Here is an 18,767-nt window from a genome sequence, read left to right as displayed (position 1 = left end):
TATCATTATGAAAGATAGATATATTTTAGCAGTGGAAAGTTCATGTGATGAAACTAGTGTTGCTATTTTAAAAAATGATAAAGAGTTACTAGCTAATATTATTGCAAGTCAAGTTGAAAGTCACAAACGTTTTGGTGGTGTTGTTCCTGAAGTGGCAAGCCGTCATCACGTTGAAGTAGTAACAACCTGTTTTGAGGATGCTATTCAAGAAGCAGGTATTGTTGCTAGCGATTTGGATGCTGTTGCTGTAACATATGGTCCGGGATTAGTAGGAGCCTTATTGGTAGGTATGGCTGCAGCAAAAGCTTTCGCTTGGGCAAATAAATTACCTCTAATTCCTGTAAACCACATGGCGGGTCATTTAATGGCAGCACGTGACGTTAAGGAACTTCAATACCCATTGTTAGCTTTGCTTGTCAGTGGAGGACATACAGAATTAGTATATGTTTCTGAACCGGGAGATTACAAAATAGTAGGAGAAACTCGGGATGATGCTGTTGGAGAAGCTTATGATAAAGTAGGCCGTGTTATGGGCTTAACTTATCCAGCAGGTCGCGAGATTGATCAGTTAGCTCATAAGGGTCAAGATACTTACCATTTTCCTAGAGCGATGATCAAAGAAGATCATCTTGAATTTTCTTTTTCTGGATTAAAATCTGCATTTATCAATTTACATCATAATGCAGAACAAAAGGGTGAAGCATTGGTTCTTGAAGATTTATGTGCTTCCTTTCAGGCGGCTGTTTTGGATATTTTATTGGCCAAAACTCAAAAAGCTTTGTTAAAGTATCCAGTGAAAACTTTAGTCGTTGCTGGTGGAGTTGCAGCTAATCAAGGACTTCGGGAACGCTTGGCTACTGATATTTCTCCTGATATTGATGTGGTTATTCCTCCTCTTAGATTATGTGGGGATAATGCAGGAATGATTGCATTAGCAGCAGCGATAGAGTTTGAAAAAGAGAATTTTGCTTCTTTAAAATTGAATGCCAAACCTAGTTTAGCTTTTGAGAGTTTATAGTGTTCATAATATCAAAACGCTTGTTTTGATATTTTTTATTTGTTATAATGATTGAATATTCAAAAATATTAGCAAATGATATTGTCGCTATTTTTTTAACTAATAAAGGAGTTAAGGAATGTTACATTTTGAAAATGATTATAATAAAGGAGCTCATCCAGAGCTTTTAAATGCCCTTATTGAAACTAATGATCAAGGTCTATCGGGATATGGGACAGATAGTTACTGTCAACAAGCGGCAGATAAAATTCGAGAAGTCTGTTCCTGTCCACAAGCTGAAGTTGAGTTTTTAGTGGGTGGTACTCAAACAAATCAAGTAGTTATCAGTAGTATGCTTGCTTCTTATGAAGGAGTTATTGCTGCAGAAACAGGTCATGTGAGTAGTCATGAAGCAGGAGCCATAGAATTTTCAGGGCATAAGGTATTGACTTTACCTTCTCATAATGGGAAATTACTCTCAAGCGAAGTTGCAACTTATATTGAGACTTTTTATGCTGATGGTAATTACCAACACATGGTTTTTCCAGGAATGGTTTATATATCACATCCAACAGAATATGGAACACTTTATAGTAAAGCAGAACTAGAAGAGTTGTCGAAGATTTGTAAACATTATCAAATCCCCTTATTTATTGACGGTGCTCGTCTGGGGTATGGTTTGGCTGCGAAAGATACAGATGTTGATTTCCCAACGATTGCAGCCTTATCAGATGTTTTTTATATTGGTGGAACCAAAATGGGGGCTCTTGCTGGGGAAGCAGTTGTTTTCACAAAGAAAAATCGTCCAAAACAGTTTACTACAATTGTAAAGCAGCATGGTGCGTTATTAGCCAAGGGAAGATTGCTGGGGCTTGCTTTTGATCGTTTCTTTACGGATAACCTTTACTTAAAAATTGGAAAGCATGCGATCGACTTAGCAGAGGAATTAAAAATCATTTTAGAAGAAAAAGGTTACTCATTCTATTTAAAATCACCAACTAATCAACAATTTATTATTGTAGAAAATACAAAACTAGCAGATTTAGCAAAGAATGTAGCTTATAGTTTTTGGGAAAAATATGATGACCATCATACTGTAATACGTCTAGCAACTAGTTGGTCAACTAGTCGCGAAGATGTAACTGCTTTAAGAAATGTCTTGTGAGTTTTTAATAAAAGAAATATTATTCAGTAGTGACTATTACAAAATAATAGTCTTGTTTTTGGGATTAACTAAAAGAATTTTATCAGTATTTATAATAATAAAAAGCTCGGTATCTTGGCATACCGGGCTTTTTGAAAATAAATAAATTGGCATCTATGATTTGAGATAAGAAAAATTTTTTCATCTTTTATTATTAGTCATTTAAGGATTGATGAGATCCTACATTCCTATGATAATAAAATTTTGAAGAAGTTTGTAATAGCTGAGTAAATACTCAACAGGTTAAATAATTACAATGTATTAACTATTCGTCCACACTCAATAGAATAGTCATAAAAAGTAACTATTTGTCTTCACGAATTACCAGCTTGCTTTTTTAATGCCAGGAATTTGGCCTTTGTAAGCTAGGTTACGGAAGTTAATACGACTCATACCGAATTTACGCATGTAAGCGTGAGGACGGCCATCGATTAAATCACGATTTTTAAGTCGGTTAGGGTTAGAATCTTTAGGAAGTTTACGAAGTGCTTCGTAATCACCCTTTTCTTTTAACTCACGACGTAGTTCAGCATATTGTTCTACGAGTTTTTGCTGTTTTTGAAATTTAGCAATTTTTGATTTCTTAGCCATGATTTCTCCTTTCCCAAAAAGATTTTTCTATCCCAAAACAGGGTGCCTAGTTAACTGGTAATTAACCAGTAAACAAGACATGATTCTATTATACTCTTTTCAGCTAAGAATGCAAGGAAAATGTTAACTGGATAAGTATTATATTGTAATGGTGATGAATGTGTTACAATAACAGTATGAATGAAAGATATATCCGATTTAACCCTAATATCGCGAAACAAAAACCCAGTAATAAAGACAAATGTCCATTTTGTGATAAAAGCCAATTAGGAAAAATCCTAGACGTGAAAGACGATATGATCTGGGTAGAAAATAAATACCCAACTTTAGAAGAAACCTATCAAACATTGGTGATTGAATCAAATAATCACAATGGGGATATTTCAGTTTATAGTGAGTCAAAGATGCGCCAATTGTTAGATTATCTTTTGTCAAAATGGCAATTAATGGAAGAAAGTGGTCATTACCGTTCGGTCGTTCTTTATCGAAATTTTGGGCCCTTATCTGGCGGAAGTTTACGACATCCTCATAGCCAAATTGTTGGCTTAAAAAACGTAGATGCTTATGAAACGTTGAACTTAGATTGGTTTGATGGTATCGAGGTTTGTTCGGAAACGAGTCAACAAGCAGAGATTAGTATTGCCAATCGTCCTATGCTTGATTTCACAGAGTTCACAATTAAAGTATCCAAATTGGAAAACGCTATTTTGATTGCAGATAGTTTACCAATTTTGTGTCATTATATTTTAAATGAATTCTTGGGAGGGCGCTGTAAATCTTATAATCTCTTTTTCTATAAGCATGATGGGGGTCTTATTTGTAAAATTGTTCCTCGTTTTATAGTATCCCCTTATCAGATTGGGTATGCTATTCATCAGGTAAATTTACCAGATGAATTGGAAAAAATCAAAGAAGCCTTAAGAGCCAAATATTATCTTTAAATTCTATATAAAAAAGCTGACGGAATTGTTCAGCTTTTTTGTATTAATAGTGTAAGCTACCAGCTACCCAGCCTGTACATAAGGCAGAAGTAATGTTAAATCCTCCCGTATGAGCATTGATGTCTAGAACTTCACCAGCAAAATGTAAACCAGCTACCTTTTTACTTTCAAGTGTTTTTGGGTTTATTTCTTTAAGATCAACTCCACCTTTTGTTACAAAGGATTTTGCTAGAGACATCTTGCCAGTTACTAAAATAGGAAGTTTTTTAAGTTTTTGAATTAACGTTTCTAAGTCTTTTACAGATACTTGTTTTACTTTTTCGGGTAAGTCTTCAGCGTAAAATTCAGCTAAACGCTCAGGAAGAAGTATTTTAAGAGCGTTTTTCAAAGATTTTTCTCTTTCATTTTGGAAGTGTGTTTCCAATTCTTTAACAGAGATATTGGGCAAAACATCTAGGTATATAGTTTCTCCGCCTTTGACAAAGCTAGAAATTCGCAAGGCTGCTGGTCCTGATAATCCAAAATGAGTAAAGAGAAGATCGTGTGTAATAATATGCTTTTCAAATGACAAAGTGACATCATCTAAGGAGATACCTTGTAGTTTTTTATGGGGAAAATCAGTTAAAAGAGGGCTTTCGGCGGCTTCCATATCTGTGACTTCTAATTTAAAGTGACGAGCAATGTCATGACCGAAACCAGTAGAACCTGTAGACGGATAGGATTTACCACCAGTTGTTACGATAAGTTTATCGGATGCGAACTGTGTATCTTTAGTTTTGATATAGAATGAATCTCCTATCTTTTTGACAGAGACAACTTCTGTGTCAGTCATAATTTGACCACCAAGTTCTTTTATTTTATTTTCAAGGGCGTTAATGATAGTACGAGATTTATCAGTAGTAGGGAACATACGCCCATGATCTTCTTCTTTAAGTGTGACGCCGTTGTCTTGAAAGAAGTTAATAATATCATGGTTATCAAATTGTGAGAAGACGCTATATAGGAAACGGCCATTTCCAGGTATACCAGCTAAGAGCTCATCAAGGTTTCCATTATTGGTGACATTACAGCGGCCACCACCTGTTCCAGCTAGTTTTTTGCCTAAACGTTTATTTTTCTCAATAAGAAGTGTTTTGTTGCCGTAAAAATTTGAGGAAATAGCGGCCATCATTCCAGCAGGTCCACCACCTATAATTATTGTGTCATAATGCTTCATAATCTTATTCTAGCATATAAATAGAGAAATAGACGTCAAAATGTCTTGTTTGACACTTTAAGTTGACAGTAAATTGACACTAGATTAGGATTGTGATATTCTTTTATAAGAAAATCAGTACAAAAGAGGAAGTTATGACAGTTGAAAAGACGGTTAGTGAATTAGCTGAAATTTTAGGGGTTAGTCGTCAAGCGATGAATAACAGAGTTAAAACACTCCCTGAAGAATGTGTGGAAAAGAATAGTAAAGGCGTTACAGTTGTTAATCGTGATGGCTTGATTAAATTGGAAGAAATCTATAAAAAAACTATTTTGGAAGAGGAACCAATTGACGAAGAAGCATCAAGACGAGAACTTTTAGAAATTCTTGTTGATGAGAAGAATACTGAAATCACACGTTTATATGAACAGTTAAAAGCAAAAGATATTCAGATTGCTTCAAAAGACGAGCAGTTACATGTAAAAGATATTCAAATAGCAGAGAAAGATAAGCAATTAGATCAACAACAGCAATTGACTTTAACTGCTATGGAAGATACGCAACGTCTGCAACTTGAGTTAAATGAAGCTAAAGCAGAGGTTGAAGAGATTCAAGAAGCCAAAGAAGAAAAAATTCAAGAATTAGAAGCTGTTAAAAAAAGTTTCTTTGGACGTTTCTTCAATAAAAAATAGAATAAAAGCGTAAGGAGTTTCCTTGCGCTTTTTAGGAGAAATAATGAAACAATTACAAGAATATATAGCTTTTGATTTAGAGTTTAACACGGTTGGTGAGCATAGCCATATTATTCAAGTATCGGCCGTTAAATATTCTAATCATCAAGAGATTGCTTTATTTGATACTTATGTTCACACAAAAGTTCCATTACAAAGCTTTATTAATGGTTTAACAGGTATTACAGCTAGAGATATTATAGGGGCTCCTAAAATTGAGATAGTTTTGACAGACTTTCAGAGTTTTGTTGGAGATACACCACTGATTGGTTATAATGGGTATAAATCGGATTTACCCCTTTTAGTTGAAAATGGTTTGGATCTAACTAGTCAATATCAGGTGGACTTATATGATGAAGCTTTTGTGAGACGCAGTACAGATTTAAATGGTATTGTCAACCTTAAATTGACTACTGTTGCTGACTTTTTAGGAATAAAGGGTAAAGCACATAATAGCTTAGAGGATGCCCGTATGACTGCGCGTGTTTATGAAAAATTTCTGGACTTGGATGAAAATAAAATCTATTTAAAACAGCAAAAAGAGGTAGCAGTTGATAGCCCATTTGCGACTTTAGGAAATTTGTTTGATTAATTGTTGTAGTTTTATTTAAAGTTAAAAATACTTAGCGTTATTACTTGCTTATTACCTTAGGTCATTTGATATAGTAAAGGTGTTTCTGATAAAGAAGTGTTTACTATATTAAAGGAGGTGTGAAACATGTCAGAAAAATATTCCACTGGTGACTTAGCTAAAGAAGCAGGAGTTACTGTTCGTACTGTTCAGTACTATGACAAAAGAGGAATTTTATCCCCATCAGAACTATCTGAAGGAGGTAGGAGGGTTTATAGTATTGCTGATTTAGAAAATCTTAGACAAATTATTTATTTACGAGATTTAGATTTTTCAATTGATAATATCAAAAATCTATTTACTGAAGACAATGCTAGTCAGGTTTTAGAGCTTTTTTTACAAGTGCAGATAAGAGAATTAAGGCTATCTATTGATAGTAAAAAAGACAAACTTGACAAAGCTGTCAATCTACTAAAAACTGTAGAAAAACAAGACAGTAAAACATTAGGCTATCTTTCTGACATTGTGCTTATGGAAGAAAACAAAAGAAAATGGGGTAAACTACAAAAAAGCATAGTGCTACAAGTCATTATGATTATTATGGTCTATATTACGTTAATAATAGCAGCGGTTTCTCTAAATCAAAGATGGCTTATGTGGATAGCAGTAATAGTATTCTTAATAGCTATGAATGGTATGGTTTGGTATTTTAAACAACAGGTTGTTTATCTTTGTCCAAATTGTCACCAAACCTTTACACCGACATATCAAGCATTTAATCTAGCGAAACATACCCCTAAGACGCGAAAAGTATTCTGTCCACATTGTCACCAAAAGTCATATTGTATAGAGTTAGCCAGAGAAGAACGTTAAAGAACTCCCTTGAATTCAAGAGAGTTCTTTTTATTTAGAATAAGTTGGAATACTATAATATTAACTATATCAATTAGCAGAATACATATAATCGCGTGTCATAGGCATAGTGTCTTTTGAAACACCTTTTGAAAGCAAGTATTGAAAAATATCAATATTGCCAGATTCAAAAGAGGCCGCACAAGATTGAAGATAGAGGTCCCACATATTGATAAAACGATTATCATGAGTTTTCCGAACTTCAGGAAGGGCATTGTGGAAATTTTTTGTCCATAATTCGAGAGTCTTTTGATAGTGACGACGAAGCGGTTCTAAGTCAGCAATTTGAAGTCCAGCACTAGCTATATGATTTAAATTTTCAGTTAAACGAGGGATATATCCTCCTGGGAAGATATACTTATTAATCCAAGAATTAGTTCCACTACCATGATTACCACCCACTTGTCCAGTAATACCATGAATAAGAGCTAGACCATTGATGTTGAGTCTTTTAGAAATGGTTTGGAAGTATTGAGATAAATTTTCTTTTCCTACATGTTCAAACATACCAACACTAGTGATATAATCGTATGTTTCATGAATGTCACGATAATCTTTAATGAGGACTGTTACTTTATTTTCCAACCCTTCTTCCTTGATACGCTTAGTAATGAAAGAAGCCTGCTCTTCACTTAAGGTGATACCTGTCGCATTTAAGCCATATTCTTTAGCAGCAGTAATGATAAGTGTCCCCCAGCCACAACCGATATCTAGTAATTTCCCTCCCGGATGAGCATTTAATTTATTAAGAATATGGTGTACTTTGTTTAGTTGAGCTTGCTCTAGACTGTCATTTTCATGTTTAAAATAGGCGCATGAATAAGTCATGGTATCATCAAGCCAAAGTTTATAGAAATCATTTCCGATGTCATAATGCTTTTGAATGTCGGATTTACTGTGTTTTTTATCATGAAATTGTTTAGGAATCAATTTGCTAAATTTACTATTACGTAGAAAGCTGTCTCCACAGCGGTAAGCTGATAAAATTAATTCTTGTATAGAACCATAAATTTCAATGTCTCCATCCATAACAGCTTCACCCAATACTATAGAAGGATCTTTTGATAGCTCCGAGACGGAGAAATTTTTGTTTAGTTTAAGTTTGACGTGGGGATTGTTACCATTATAAGTTTCAATATTCCCATTTGGATAAGTGACTTGTAAGGGTATATCAAATGTACTCTTAATCAACTGTTTTATGATTAGACTATCCATAACCATGGTTAGTCACCTTCTCTCTAATATTTTCAATGTTATTATACCTCTCTGCTGATTTTTTGCAAATATTTTTTTGAAAATAAAACTTGTTTTCGTGAAAGATGAAAGTGATTTGAAATAAAAAAACACATTTACAGGTGATTCAGTAAATGTGATTTATTTTTTAGAATGGCATTTTACCCGCAAATGCTCCCATAATTTTTTTTGTAGCATCGTCAACTTGGCTTAAAGCGTCATTGATAGCTTGAGTTGTCATGTCTTGTAGTGTTTCAATATCTTCAGGGTCTACCACAGCTTCTTTGTAATCAATTGAAATTAGCTTTTTATCGCCTGTAAATGTCACAGTAACGAGCTCTTGAGCAGATTTTCCAGTAAACTGGCTAGCTGCTAAATCAGCTTGCTTTTGTTCCATTTGTTTTTGAAGCTTTTGTGCTTGACGCATCATATTTTGCATATTCATCATAAGATTAATAAATTCCTTTCATATCAAGGGATTAGTCCTTGTTGTTAATTTATAATTGCCTTACACTGCCTTATTGTTAAAAATGATCAAAAGCAGATGCAATCTTTTTTTGTACGACATTCATTATATCATTTTCACCTAATAACTCAATTCTAGGTTGCTTTTTAAAAATATATAAAGGTGTTTGTTTTATTCACTTTTTGAAACATATCTGAGAAATAAGAGGTTATATCTTTTTTGATTCAACTTCAAAATTGACTGTTGGGAAGTTTGACACATGCCTGATTATTATTTTCTAAAAGCATCCAATTCATCTTGGGCTTCCTTAGTTGTTCCGACTAATTGTTTCATGAGTTGATCTAGTTTGGCATTTGTTTTGGCAATTTCTTGATCAATATCACTGAGTTGTTTAGCTAATTCTGGAAGTGGCTTAACAGGAACTTCCTCAAAAGTATCGACATAGCGTGGGATATTTAAGTTATAGTCATTTTCAATGATTTCATCAAATGAGGCTAAATATGAAAACTTATCAGAATTATCACGACTCTTATAAGCATCAAGAATCTTCTTGATATGAGCATCTGTCATTGTGTTTTGATTTTTGCCCTTATCAAACTCTTTTGAAGCATCTATAAAGAAGACATCTTTGTTGGTTCTGTTTTTCTTTAATATGATAATAGTCGTAGGGATGCTTGTATTATAAAAGATATTTGATGGAAGTCCGATAATAGTATCGATAGCCCCTTGTTCGAGTAGTTTTTGGCGGATCTTACCTTCTGCAGCTCCACGGAAAAGAACTCCATGAGGTAAGACAATTGCCATAGTTCCGGTATTTTTTAAATGATAGAAACCATGAAGTAAAAAGGCAAAATCGGCTTTTGATTTTGGTGCTAATACACCATAACTTGAAAAACGTGGATCCGTTAAGAAACCAGCAGTCGCTGACCATTTTAAAGAATAAGGTGGGTTCATCAACACCCCGTCAAAGTTGGTTGGTTCATCTGTTGGCCAGTCCGCATCCAAGGTATCAGCGTTACTTAAGTGTTGGTTTTCGATGGCAACACCATGAAGCATCATGTTCATGCGAGCTAAGTTATAAGTAGAAGTATTGATCTCTTGACCATAGTAAGAAACGGTATCGGATTGATGACTATATTTTTTAGCATTTAGAAGGAGTGATCCAGATCCCATAGCGGGGTCATAGAGGGTCATTCCTTTTTGATCTTCACGACCTGAAAAGACAATCTGAGTCATTAAGTGAGAGACAGCTTGTGGGGTATAGAACTCACCTGCTTTTTTTCCTGACTCACTGGCAAATTCACCAATCAAGTACTCATAAGCATCGCCTAAAGTATCCCCATCTATTGACTCAAAGTCAATCTCATTTAATGTTTTCATGACATTGGCAATGGTTTGGTTTTGTTTTTGAGGCGTTGAGCCTAGTTTTTTAGAGTAAAGATCAATATCTTCAAATAAGTTTTCAAAGTCTTCACCACTTTGTTCAATATCGCGAAAACCTTGAGCTAATGATTCTAATTGGAAAGTATTGTGATAAATATCTTGGATTAGCTTTTCAAAGGTCAGTGTCGGTTCGATAAAGTAGCCTAAATCACCAGTAACAACAGAAATGAGGTCATCTTTTAGGTCTTCATCTTGATAGGCATCTTCAAAGATTTTTTGAGCATCTGTAAAGGTATTAAAGTGTTGATCTAAATTATCACAAACAGATAAGAGTAATTTATCAGATAAGTGTTTGTAAAAGATGAGTCCAAGTAGATAGTTCTTATAGTCATTGGCATCCATTTGACCACGTAATTGATCGGCCGAATTCCATAGTGCTTGCCGTAGTGAAGTTGTTTTCTCTGCCATGTGAGTCCTTTCTTATACGAATAAACGATTGAGTAATGTTTGTTTGAGTGCTTTAAGTTCTGTTAGTTTTTCTTCCGTTTGACTCATTTGTTGGTCTAAGGTTTGGAAGAAGTCACCGATGGCTTCTTGTTCGGAGAGAGAAGGGAATAAAAATAGGCGTTCTTCTATCATACTTTTAGTTACATGAACCATAGTTGTTCCATTGGTATTTTGCTTGATTTTTTCTTTATCAAAATATAACCAGGTAAATAAAAAGTTTTTATCTAATGATTTATTATTTTTAATATTCAACTTCCAAATATGATAATGATAAATAATTTTTTCGCCATACCAAAATTTTGGACCAAAATTTGTAGCCCATAAGTAGAGTAAATCACCATTATTTGCATACTTATCTTGGTCTAATTCTAAGTTAGAATAATACCATGTTTCATTTGTATTAAAATTACCTACTCTAACAACTTTATACTTACCCGATTTAAGTAATTCATTTTGCTTATAAGCTCGACCATTTAAAAATGTTACTGCTTCCCCCAATTTCTTCTCTTCCCACTCACCATCAAAACCTTGTAAACGGATTTCAGGGACTTTTTGTCCTTGGGCTGGGAACATCTTTCTGAGGAAGGTTTGCTTTTGTGCTTTCAGGGTTGCTAGCTTTTGATCCTGTAACTGAAGCAGTTGATCAACCGTTTGGAAGAGTTGGCCAATTGATTCTTGTTCGGGGAGGGAGGGGAGATTGATAACTTGATTTCGAACTATTTCAGAATTCAGATTCACTTGGCTTCCTGGTTGACCATATTTATTCCAATATGGTCTGAACATATCTAACCACTGAAACATAAATTCACGGCTGAATTTAGGATCTAAAAAAACAAGAAATCCATCGTGTATTCCAGTCTTAACATAATTGATAACTGGTTTACCTACTGTAGCTGCAATACTTAATAGTAAATGTGAATCTTTTAACAATCTAGTCTTTTCTTGACCAAGCTTAGATATTCTTTGTTGTAAATAAGTAATACGACCTTCTTGTTCAGTAACATCAGAAATTCTTAACCAACCTACATCACTTTCGGTATCAAACCATTTTGGATCTTGTATTGGTCTAGGACTGGCACCACGAACTATATTAGAAAGTTCTCCTAATTTCTTCTCTTCCCACTCACCATCAAAACCGTCAAATCGATATTGGGGTTGTTTTTGTTTTGTCATCTCTTTCCTTTCTTAGTGTCCTTTTAAGGGTTGGATTTGATTTCTAATGAATTGGACTAATTCCCGTTCAAATTGACTCTTGTATTTGAGTTTATTCATGGCAGAATCACCTTGTTTTTCTTTATAGGCTTTGTAGTCTAAGGATTCTTTTAAGGTTGACATGCCCACTTGTTTAGTCGTGTTAGCACTATGATAATTTGTCGCCACAAAGGCTAATTTATCAGGGTCTGCCTTCCATTGGTCCGCAAAATGTTCAATGGCTCTTTGAATCTTGTCATCAATGAGGCTATCCAACTCATAAGCAATGTTTTTCCCTTCATAGGCTTTGGGGTCTTTCTGGATATCGTGCCATAATTCAGCTAGGGAGTTAGCCATAGCAGGATTTGATTTTGCCAAGTCCTGGATGTATTGATCCAAGGGATTGTCATTAAGCCTTTCTTGAAGGGCTTCTTGTTCTTGATCGACAAAGGCTTGGATTAAGGTCAAAATATAGTGATAGTTGATATCATCCATCTGAACACTTTCTAGCTCATAGTCGATATTGATTTCTTGAATACCTTCGTCAACCGGTTTTCGTTTTCGTAATTCTGCGATGACATTTTGGTAAGTGCCTGTATAAGAATTAATCACTTCATCTGATAGCCCAATCTCACTCAAGAGTGTTTCATTAAAGTCGCTATAGACCTGTACAGATGCATAGAGCTTATCAAATGCTTGATAGGCTTTGGCAAATTGTTTGAGGAAGAGGTCGTCTGCACTCTCAATGGTTGGAAAAGTATTTGGATCTGGTGCAATCACTTGTAATGCGCTGACAGTTTCAAGGAATCTTGCTTTTTCTTCTTCCCAAGAAGGTGCTAAAACATCATTTTGACCACCATTGGAGTATAGACTTAGTGCCGTATCAACAGCTTCTTTAAAGTGAATGGGTGTTTGGAAGGTTACGATTTGGCCGTAGTTTTTGCCATTTTCAAAGATACGGTTGGTTCTTGAAAAAGTCTGGATAATGTGTTGTGGTTTCATCGGCTGACGATCAATAAAGATCGTTGATAAACATGGCGCATCAAATCCCGTTAGAAGACGATCAACCACAATCACGAGGTCTAATTGTTCATGCCGGTCTTTGAATTTATCTTTTTTACGGGCTAAGCGATCATTTAAATCTCTGTTATAGCCTTGTAAGTTATCAATGGCAAAGTTGGTGCCAAAGAGGTTGTTATAATCTTCAAGATTTTCAGTCATTTTATCTTGCCGGCTGACTGAATCATTCTCATTTTCAGTGACGGAATAAGTAATAGCGACCTTTGGAAAGTCTGGCAGTTTTTCTTTGACCTTCTTAGAAATGACTAAATCCGTTTCACCAGCTTTGACTTTCTTAATCAGATCATAATAGGCTTGGGCACGAGCAATACTCTTAACGGTTAATAAGCCTTCGAATGTCTGACCAATCCCATTATTAAAACCAAGCTTCTTACGTGATTGATTAATGATACTATCTAAGACAGCTAACATGTGTTCTTCATGATCATAAGCTTCTTCAGGAATACTGTCTTCAGACATATCAGGAATGGTTGTCTTATACTCAACTTGGAAGCCTAGAACCGCTTTATCGTGAATGGCTTCTTTAACGGTGTATTGATGGAGACATTTGCCGTATTGTTGTTCTGTTGTTTGGGCTAGATCACCTAATTGTGTCCGTTTATTTTCCGCAAAGATTGGAGTACCTGTAAAGCCATACCAGAGACTGTTTCGAAAAGTATTGGTAAGATGACGTTGCCGTTCTGGTGTGACAGCACGGTGACATTCGTCTACAACAAAGACGACATTTAGGTGTGCAAGACGCTCTTTTAGTTTCTTGAATTTTGGGGTGTCATAACTTTCCATCTGACTGATCATAGCATTGAGTTTTTGAATGGTGGTAACCACAACACGACGATCACTGGATTCTAAATTTTTGATGAGTTGCCTCGTATCTTCCGTTTCATCGATATCAAAGATATCATTTTGGGCATAAGATTGAAAAGCAGAAGTGGTCTGATCATCTAAATCTTTTCGGTCAATGACAAAGATGGATTTTTCAACGGCCGGTATTTGAAGGATATTGCGAGCTACTTTATAGGAAGTTAAGGTTTTTCCAGAACCAGTTGTGTGCCAGATATAACCAGACTTGTGTTGCCGACTCGCTTCAGCGACAGCTTCGATTGCATGAATCTGATAAGGGCGAAGGAGAATTAGTGCTTTTTTATCATCATCAATGACAGAGTAAGTCATGACCATTTGGTGAGCACGAGGGATAGACAAGGCTTCTTTGGCAAAGGCAAAGAGATCTTTTTGTGGCTTGTTGTTTTGATCTACCCATTGTGTCAAGAAGTTTGGATTTAATTTATTTTCTTTAGCTGCAGCGATATACCTTGTATCTGTTTTATTTGAGACCACAAACATTTGTAAGGTTGAAAAGATACCTCTAAATTGCCCTTCTTTATCATACTTTTTGACTTGGTTAAAAGCTTCAATGAATTGATGATTTTGAGATTTTAATTCAATTTGGATCATAGGTAAGCCATTGATGAGAAGTGTCACATCACCTCGTCTATCACGAGAACCAGAGAAAGCAACTTGATTGGCAATCTCATAAACAGAAGTTCCACCAGCCACATTGTCTGCTTTAACGACTTCTAAACGAATCGTTCCTAGTTTTGCATCTTCTCTTTGAACTTGTACTTTAGCAATCCCATTTTCTCCAGCTAACCATTTAGCCGCTTCATAGTAATTGACAAAGTTAAGTTGATTCTTAATCTGCTCTTTTTCGCTAGCTGTTAAAGGCTCCTCATTCAGATATTGCGTGTTATTTTGCGCTAAGATCTTAAAAAAATTATCCCATAAAGCATCTTCAGTTTTTAATTCTTTACGATATGTCCATTGACTTTCACCTGTTTCTAAGAGATGGATCAACTCTTTTTCAAGTTCAAGTTCTTTTTGTGTTCGACTTCCCATTTTTAATCCCCATTCCAATGATATAGTAGTATTATATCATTGAAATGATTAGTTTAAATAATCTATTTGAAGAAATAGGATTTTTTACCAAAGGATAATATAGTATTTTCATGTCTACGTTTATATTTGTCGTTTGTTAAACAAATATCCTATTTTGTAGGAATCATTATAATACACCAGGGCTAATTCCAAACTAGATGCAAATATAATTTATTCATTACTAGCTCAGAAGTAAAAGCCTTTATTCTACCTTTACTTTTGATCTAGATAGCCAATTTTTTGTTAGTGTATGATTTTATGGTTTCCTAAGAATGACTTAAGAATTATTTTATATTTAGTTTAACCTTACTTTATTTCTTGTTGTTATACTTAGTTCATAAAATAAATAACCCAAAAGAAAGAGGTAATTCTTATGAAAAAACTTATTACAGAAAAAAAAGTCAACAACGTCTCAACTGTTAACTATTTGAAACTCGGTCTTGTCTCAGCAATGTTTGCTGGAGGAGCATTCGTAGCTCTTGGTTCTACACAAGGTGTTTCAGCTTCAACTTTCACAGCACCGCAAGCAACACCTCCAAAAGCAGAACGTCAGTTAACAGATTCAGAAATCTATGAACGTGCCCAAAAACAAGTATTACCAAAATATATCCAAGGTTCTCTCTCAGGTATCCTTAACCAACATTCAACACTTTACAAACAACAAAACGCAGCAGTGACACCGCAAGTATCAAGCCCCAAAGCAGAACGTCAGTTAACAGATTCAGAAATCTATGAACGTGCCCAAAAACAAGTATTACCAAAATATATCCAAGGTTCTCTCTCAGGTATCCTTAACCAACATTCAACACTTTACAAACAACAAAACGCAGCAGTGACACCGCAAGTATCAAGCCCCAAAGCAGAACGTCAGTTAACAGATTCAGAAATCTATGAACGTGCCCAAAAACAAGTGTTGCCAAAATATATTCAAGGTTCTCTCTCAGGTATCCTCAACCAACATTCAACACTTTACAAACAACAAAACGCAGCAGTGACACCGCAAGTATCAAGCCCCAAAGCAGAACGTCAGTTAACAGATTCAGAAATCTATGAACGTGCCCAAAAACAAGTATTGCCAAAATATATCCAAGGTTCTCTCTCAGGTATCCTTAACCAACATTCAACACTTTACAAACAACAAAACGCAGCAGTGACACCGCAAGTATCAAGCCCCAAAGCAGAACGTCAGTTAACAGATTCAGAAATCTATGAACGTGCCCAAAAACAAGTATTACCAAAATATATCCAAGGTTCTCTTTCAGGTATTCTCAACCAACATTCAACTTTAAATGTTTAAATAGATAAAGTAGATTAATGATTAAATAGTTAAGCTATTTAAAACAAATTGGAGCTAGTGTTACACTTTTCAAAGTGTAACACTAGTTTTTTTAGTATGCTGATGGCTCTTAGAGACCATACAGCTGATGAAAATACTAACTAAGCAGTGCAATCAGAGGACTTTCAAAGGCTGGTGCCAACATAAGGAGTAATTGAAGGTTGCAATACTATTTTTCCGAATATTACATGGCATAGTATGATGAATAGGACTCCTCAAAATAGTATTTAGTGTTCTAAGTGTGATTAACTCATTTTAAGAAAAATTTTTTGTATTTTTAATCAAAAATCAAGCCCTATTGTTTTAAAAATGGTAGAAATTGCATTATAATAGTATTGTTGAAGATTATGTATAGAGAGGACTTTAATAATGACATTACCAATCTTTCTAGAGTTGGTAGAAATGAAAGCCAAAACAGCTAGTGTTTTACCATTTTTGATTGGTTTGTGTTTTAGTGCTTATTACTACAATTCAGTACACCCTGTATATGTCGGTTTATTCTTCGTTGCTATGTTTTTATTCAATATGTTCGTTGACATTTGGAATAATTACAATGATTATCGGAATGCTGTGGATTTGGATTATAAGAATGACACTAACATTATTGGTCGTGAGAACCTATCCCTACGCCAAATAGAAGTTATTATGGCAAGTTTAGTCATTACTTCTAGTATGATTGGTTTAGTTTTAGTTTCCCAAGTCGGTCTGCCTCTTTTATGGATGGGACTTTTTTGTTTTGGAATTGGTGTTTTATATTCCTTTGGTCCAAGACCTTTATCTAGTCTGCCCTTAGGAGAAGTATTTTCTGGCTTGACAATGGGATTTATGATTAGTTTAATTTGTGTATATCTAAACACTTATCAAAACTTTTCGTGGGATATCCTCAACTTAAGCAAAATTTTCTTGATTTCCTTGCCGAACACCTTATGGATTGCCAACCTAATGTTGGCGAATAATCTGTGCGACAAAGAAGAAGATGAAAAAAATCATCGCTATACCCTTGTACATTATACAGGGATAAGAGGTGGACTCTTGCTGTTTGCTATTTCTAATAGTATAGCTTTATTGGCAATTGTTTTTGAATTTCTTTTTGGACTTGCGCCTGTTACAGTACTCTTGAGTTTGTTATTAATACCATTTATTTATAAGCAGACAAAACTATTGTGGCAAAAACAGGTTAAGAGAGAAACATTTGTTTGTGCGGTACGTATTCTAGCACTGGGATCTGCAACCCAAGTCTTAACGTATCTAATTGGAATCATTTTTTAGAGGAGTTTTATCATGAAAGAAATCCTAGTTTTAGGTGCTGGTTATGCCGGTTTGAAAGCAGTTCGTAATTTACAAAAACAATCAGGTGATTTTCATATTACCCTTGTTGACATGAATGATTATCACTACGAAGCTACAGAATTACATGAAGTAGCTGCAGGCTCTCAGCCAAAAGAAAAAATTACATTCCCAATTAAGGATGTTATCAACACTAATAAGGTTAACTTCATGCAAGATGAGGTGCTTAGAGTCGATGCTGAAAATAAAACAGTAACAGTTAAAAATAACGGTGAACTCCATTATGATTATGTCGTAGTTGCCTTAGGCTTTGTATCTGAAACTTTTGGCATCAAGGGTGCTATGGAGAATGCTTTGCAGATGACCAATATTTCGCAAGCAGAAAACATCCATAATCACATTGTTAATACAATGAAGTTGTATCGTGAGACAAAAGATGAAAATCTTCTCAAACTCTTAGTATGTGGTGCTGGTTTTACAGGTATTGAGTTAGCCGGAGCTATGGTTGATGAGCGACCAAAATATGCTGCTTTAGCGGGTGTAAAACCTGAACAAATTGAAATTATTTGTGTAGAGGCAGCAACTCGCATCCTACCAATGTTTGATGATGAATTAGCGCAATATGGTGTCAACTTAATTAAGGATTTAGGTATTAATTTGATGCTTGGAAGTATGATTAAGGAAATCAAACCGGGTGAAGTTGTTTATGGTACTAGTAAAGAGGATGAAGAACTCAAATCTATTACCGCAGGTACTATCATTTGGACAACAGGTGTTAGTGGAAGTCCGGTTATGGGAGAATCAGGATTTGATCAACGTCGTGGACGTGTAATGGTCAACAGTGATTTGCGTGATCCAAAATACGATAATGTTTATGTTATCGGTGATGTGTCTGCATTTATGGACACTGAGTCTGGTCGCCCATTCCCAACAACAGCTCAAATTGCAACTCGTATGGGAGCTCATGTTGCTAAAAACCTTTTACATCAAATCAAAGGTGAGGCTACAGAAGACTTTTCGTATAGTCCGCAAGGCACAGTTGCTTCAGTAGGAAATACGCATGGACTTGGTGTTGTTGGAAAAACTAAAATTAAAAAATACCCTGCGTCGGTTATGAAGAAGATTATCATGAACAAATCACTTGTTGATATGGGTGGACTTAAAGAACTTCTAGCTAAGGGACGTTTTGATTTATATCATTAAGATATTA

General features: G+C 35.1%; 16 protein-coding genes. 9 read left to right on the top strand and 7 right to left on the bottom strand.

Annotation, left to right across the window (positions count from 1 at the left end):
* The first annotated feature begins 7 nt into the window (after window positions 1–7).
* Window positions 8–1,018 carry a tRNA (adenosine(37)-N6)-threonylcarbamoyltransferase complex transferase subunit TsaD gene (tsaD, locus tag QOR44_RS08555; protein WP_000655084.1) on the top strand — a complete coding sequence of 337 codons (1,011 nt, stop codon included), beginning with the start codon at window positions 8–10 and terminating at the stop codon, window positions 1,016–1,018.
* 118 nt (window positions 1,019–1,136) lie between these two features.
* Window positions 1,137–2,162, top strand: a complete 1,026-nt coding sequence (locus tag QOR44_RS08550) for a threonine aldolase family protein (RefSeq protein ID WP_000902190.1) — start codon at window positions 1,137–1,139, stop codon at window positions 2,160–2,162.
* A gap of 360 nt (window positions 2,163–2,522) precedes the next feature.
* Here QOR44_RS08550 and rpsN read toward each other — a convergent pair whose 3' ends face one another.
* On the bottom strand, window positions 2,523–2,792 hold the full coding sequence (gene rpsN / locus QOR44_RS08545) for a 30S ribosomal protein S14 (protein WP_001085659.1): 270 nt from the start codon (window positions 2,790–2,792) through the stop codon (window positions 2,523–2,525).
* A gap of 176 nt (window positions 2,793–2,968) precedes the next feature.
* On the opposite strand from rpsN, the gene QOR44_RS08540 reads away from it, so the two are divergent.
* On the top strand, window positions 2,969–3,733 hold the full coding sequence (locus tag QOR44_RS08540; protein WP_032458824.1) for a DUF4931 domain-containing protein: 765 nt from the start codon (window positions 2,969–2,971) through the stop codon (window positions 3,731–3,733).
* A 43-nt stretch (window positions 3,734–3,776) separates the two neighbouring features.
* On the opposite strand, the gene aao is transcribed toward QOR44_RS08540, so the two are convergent.
* Entirely contained in the window at window positions 3,777–4,949 is a 1,173-nt protein-coding gene (gene aao / locus QOR44_RS08535) for an aminoacetone oxidase (protein ID WP_000683564.1), read from the bottom strand.
* A gap of 134 nt (window positions 4,950–5,083) precedes the next feature.
* Between aao and QOR44_RS08530 the strand changes: the two genes are divergently transcribed.
* From QOR44_RS08530 to QOR44_RS08520, 3 genes are all read left to right on the top strand, one after another.
* Entirely contained in the window at window positions 5,084–5,620 is a 537-nt protein-coding gene (locus QOR44_RS08530) for a DUF536 domain-containing protein (RefSeq protein WP_000215421.1), read from the top strand.
* 43 nt (window positions 5,621–5,663) lie between these two features.
* On the top strand, window positions 5,664–6,251 hold the full coding sequence (locus QOR44_RS08525) for a 3'-5' exonuclease (protein ID WP_000811662.1): 588 nt from the start codon (window positions 5,664–5,666) through the stop codon (window positions 6,249–6,251).
* Between the two features lie 126 nt (window positions 6,252–6,377).
* The gene (locus tag QOR44_RS08520; protein WP_001292015.1) at window positions 6,378–7,103 is read left to right on the top strand and encodes a MerR family transcriptional regulator; all 726 of its coding nucleotides are present in this window, start codon (window positions 6,378–6,380) and stop codon (window positions 7,101–7,103) included.
* Between the two features lie 69 nt (window positions 7,104–7,172).
* Here the strand turns inward: QOR44_RS08520 and QOR44_RS08515 are convergent, their stop codons facing one another.
* The 5 genes from QOR44_RS08515 to QOR44_RS08495 form a co-directional block, all read right to left on the bottom strand.
* Window positions 7,173–8,363: an SAM-dependent methyltransferase gene (locus QOR44_RS08515; RefSeq protein ID WP_000244922.1), complete on the bottom strand. Its 1,191-nt coding sequence runs from the start codon at window positions 8,361–8,363 to the stop codon at window positions 7,173–7,175.
* Window positions 8,364–8,523: 160 nt separating this feature from the next.
* Window positions 8,524–8,823 (bottom strand): YbaB/EbfC family nucleoid-associated protein, encoded by a 300-nt coding sequence (locus QOR44_RS08510; protein WP_000981511.1) that lies wholly within the window; start codon window positions 8,821–8,823, stop codon window positions 8,524–8,526.
* A 288-nt stretch (window positions 8,824–9,111) separates the two neighbouring features.
* Window positions 9,112–10,692: a type I restriction-modification system subunit M gene (locus QOR44_RS08505; protein ID WP_000818745.1), complete on the bottom strand. Its 1,581-nt coding sequence runs from the start codon at window positions 10,690–10,692 to the stop codon at window positions 9,112–9,114.
* Window positions 10,693–10,704: 12 nt separating this feature from the next.
* Complete coding sequence (locus QOR44_RS08500; RefSeq protein ID WP_283572695.1) at window positions 10,705–11,904, bottom strand: restriction endonuclease subunit S; 1,200 nt, start codon at window positions 11,902–11,904, stop codon at window positions 10,705–10,707.
* A gap of 12 nt (window positions 11,905–11,916) precedes the next feature.
* Window positions 11,917–14,895: a type I restriction endonuclease subunit R gene (locus QOR44_RS08495; protein ID WP_000535702.1), complete on the bottom strand. Its 2,979-nt coding sequence runs from the start codon at window positions 14,893–14,895 to the stop codon at window positions 11,917–11,919.
* Between the two features lie 607 nt (window positions 14,896–15,502).
* Between QOR44_RS08495 and QOR44_RS08490 the strand changes: the two genes are divergently transcribed.
* The 3 genes from QOR44_RS08490 (at window position 15,503) to QOR44_RS08480 (ending at window position 18,760) form a co-directional block, all read left to right on the top strand.
* On the top strand, window positions 15,503–16,231 hold the full coding sequence (locus tag QOR44_RS08490; RefSeq protein ID WP_430523817.1) for a hypothetical protein: 729 nt from the start codon (window positions 15,503–15,505) through the stop codon (window positions 16,229–16,231).
* Between the two features lie 408 nt (window positions 16,232–16,639).
* Window positions 16,640–17,539, top strand: a complete 900-nt coding sequence (locus QOR44_RS08485) for a prenyltransferase (protein WP_000174552.1) — start codon at window positions 16,640–16,642, stop codon at window positions 17,537–17,539.
* A 12-nt stretch (window positions 17,540–17,551) separates the two neighbouring features.
* Window positions 17,552–18,760 (top strand): NAD(P)/FAD-dependent oxidoreductase, encoded by a 1,209-nt coding sequence (locus tag QOR44_RS08480; protein ID WP_000659003.1) that lies wholly within the window; start codon window positions 17,552–17,554, stop codon window positions 18,758–18,760.
* The last annotated feature ends 7 nt before the right edge of the window (window positions 18,761–18,767 follow it).

This window comes from Streptococcus agalactiae (genome assembly GCF_949788565.1).
GTDB lineage: Bacteria > Bacillota > Bacilli > Lactobacillales > Streptococcaceae > Streptococcus > Streptococcus agalactiae.
This window is presented reverse-complemented; position numbering and strand designations above follow the sequence as displayed.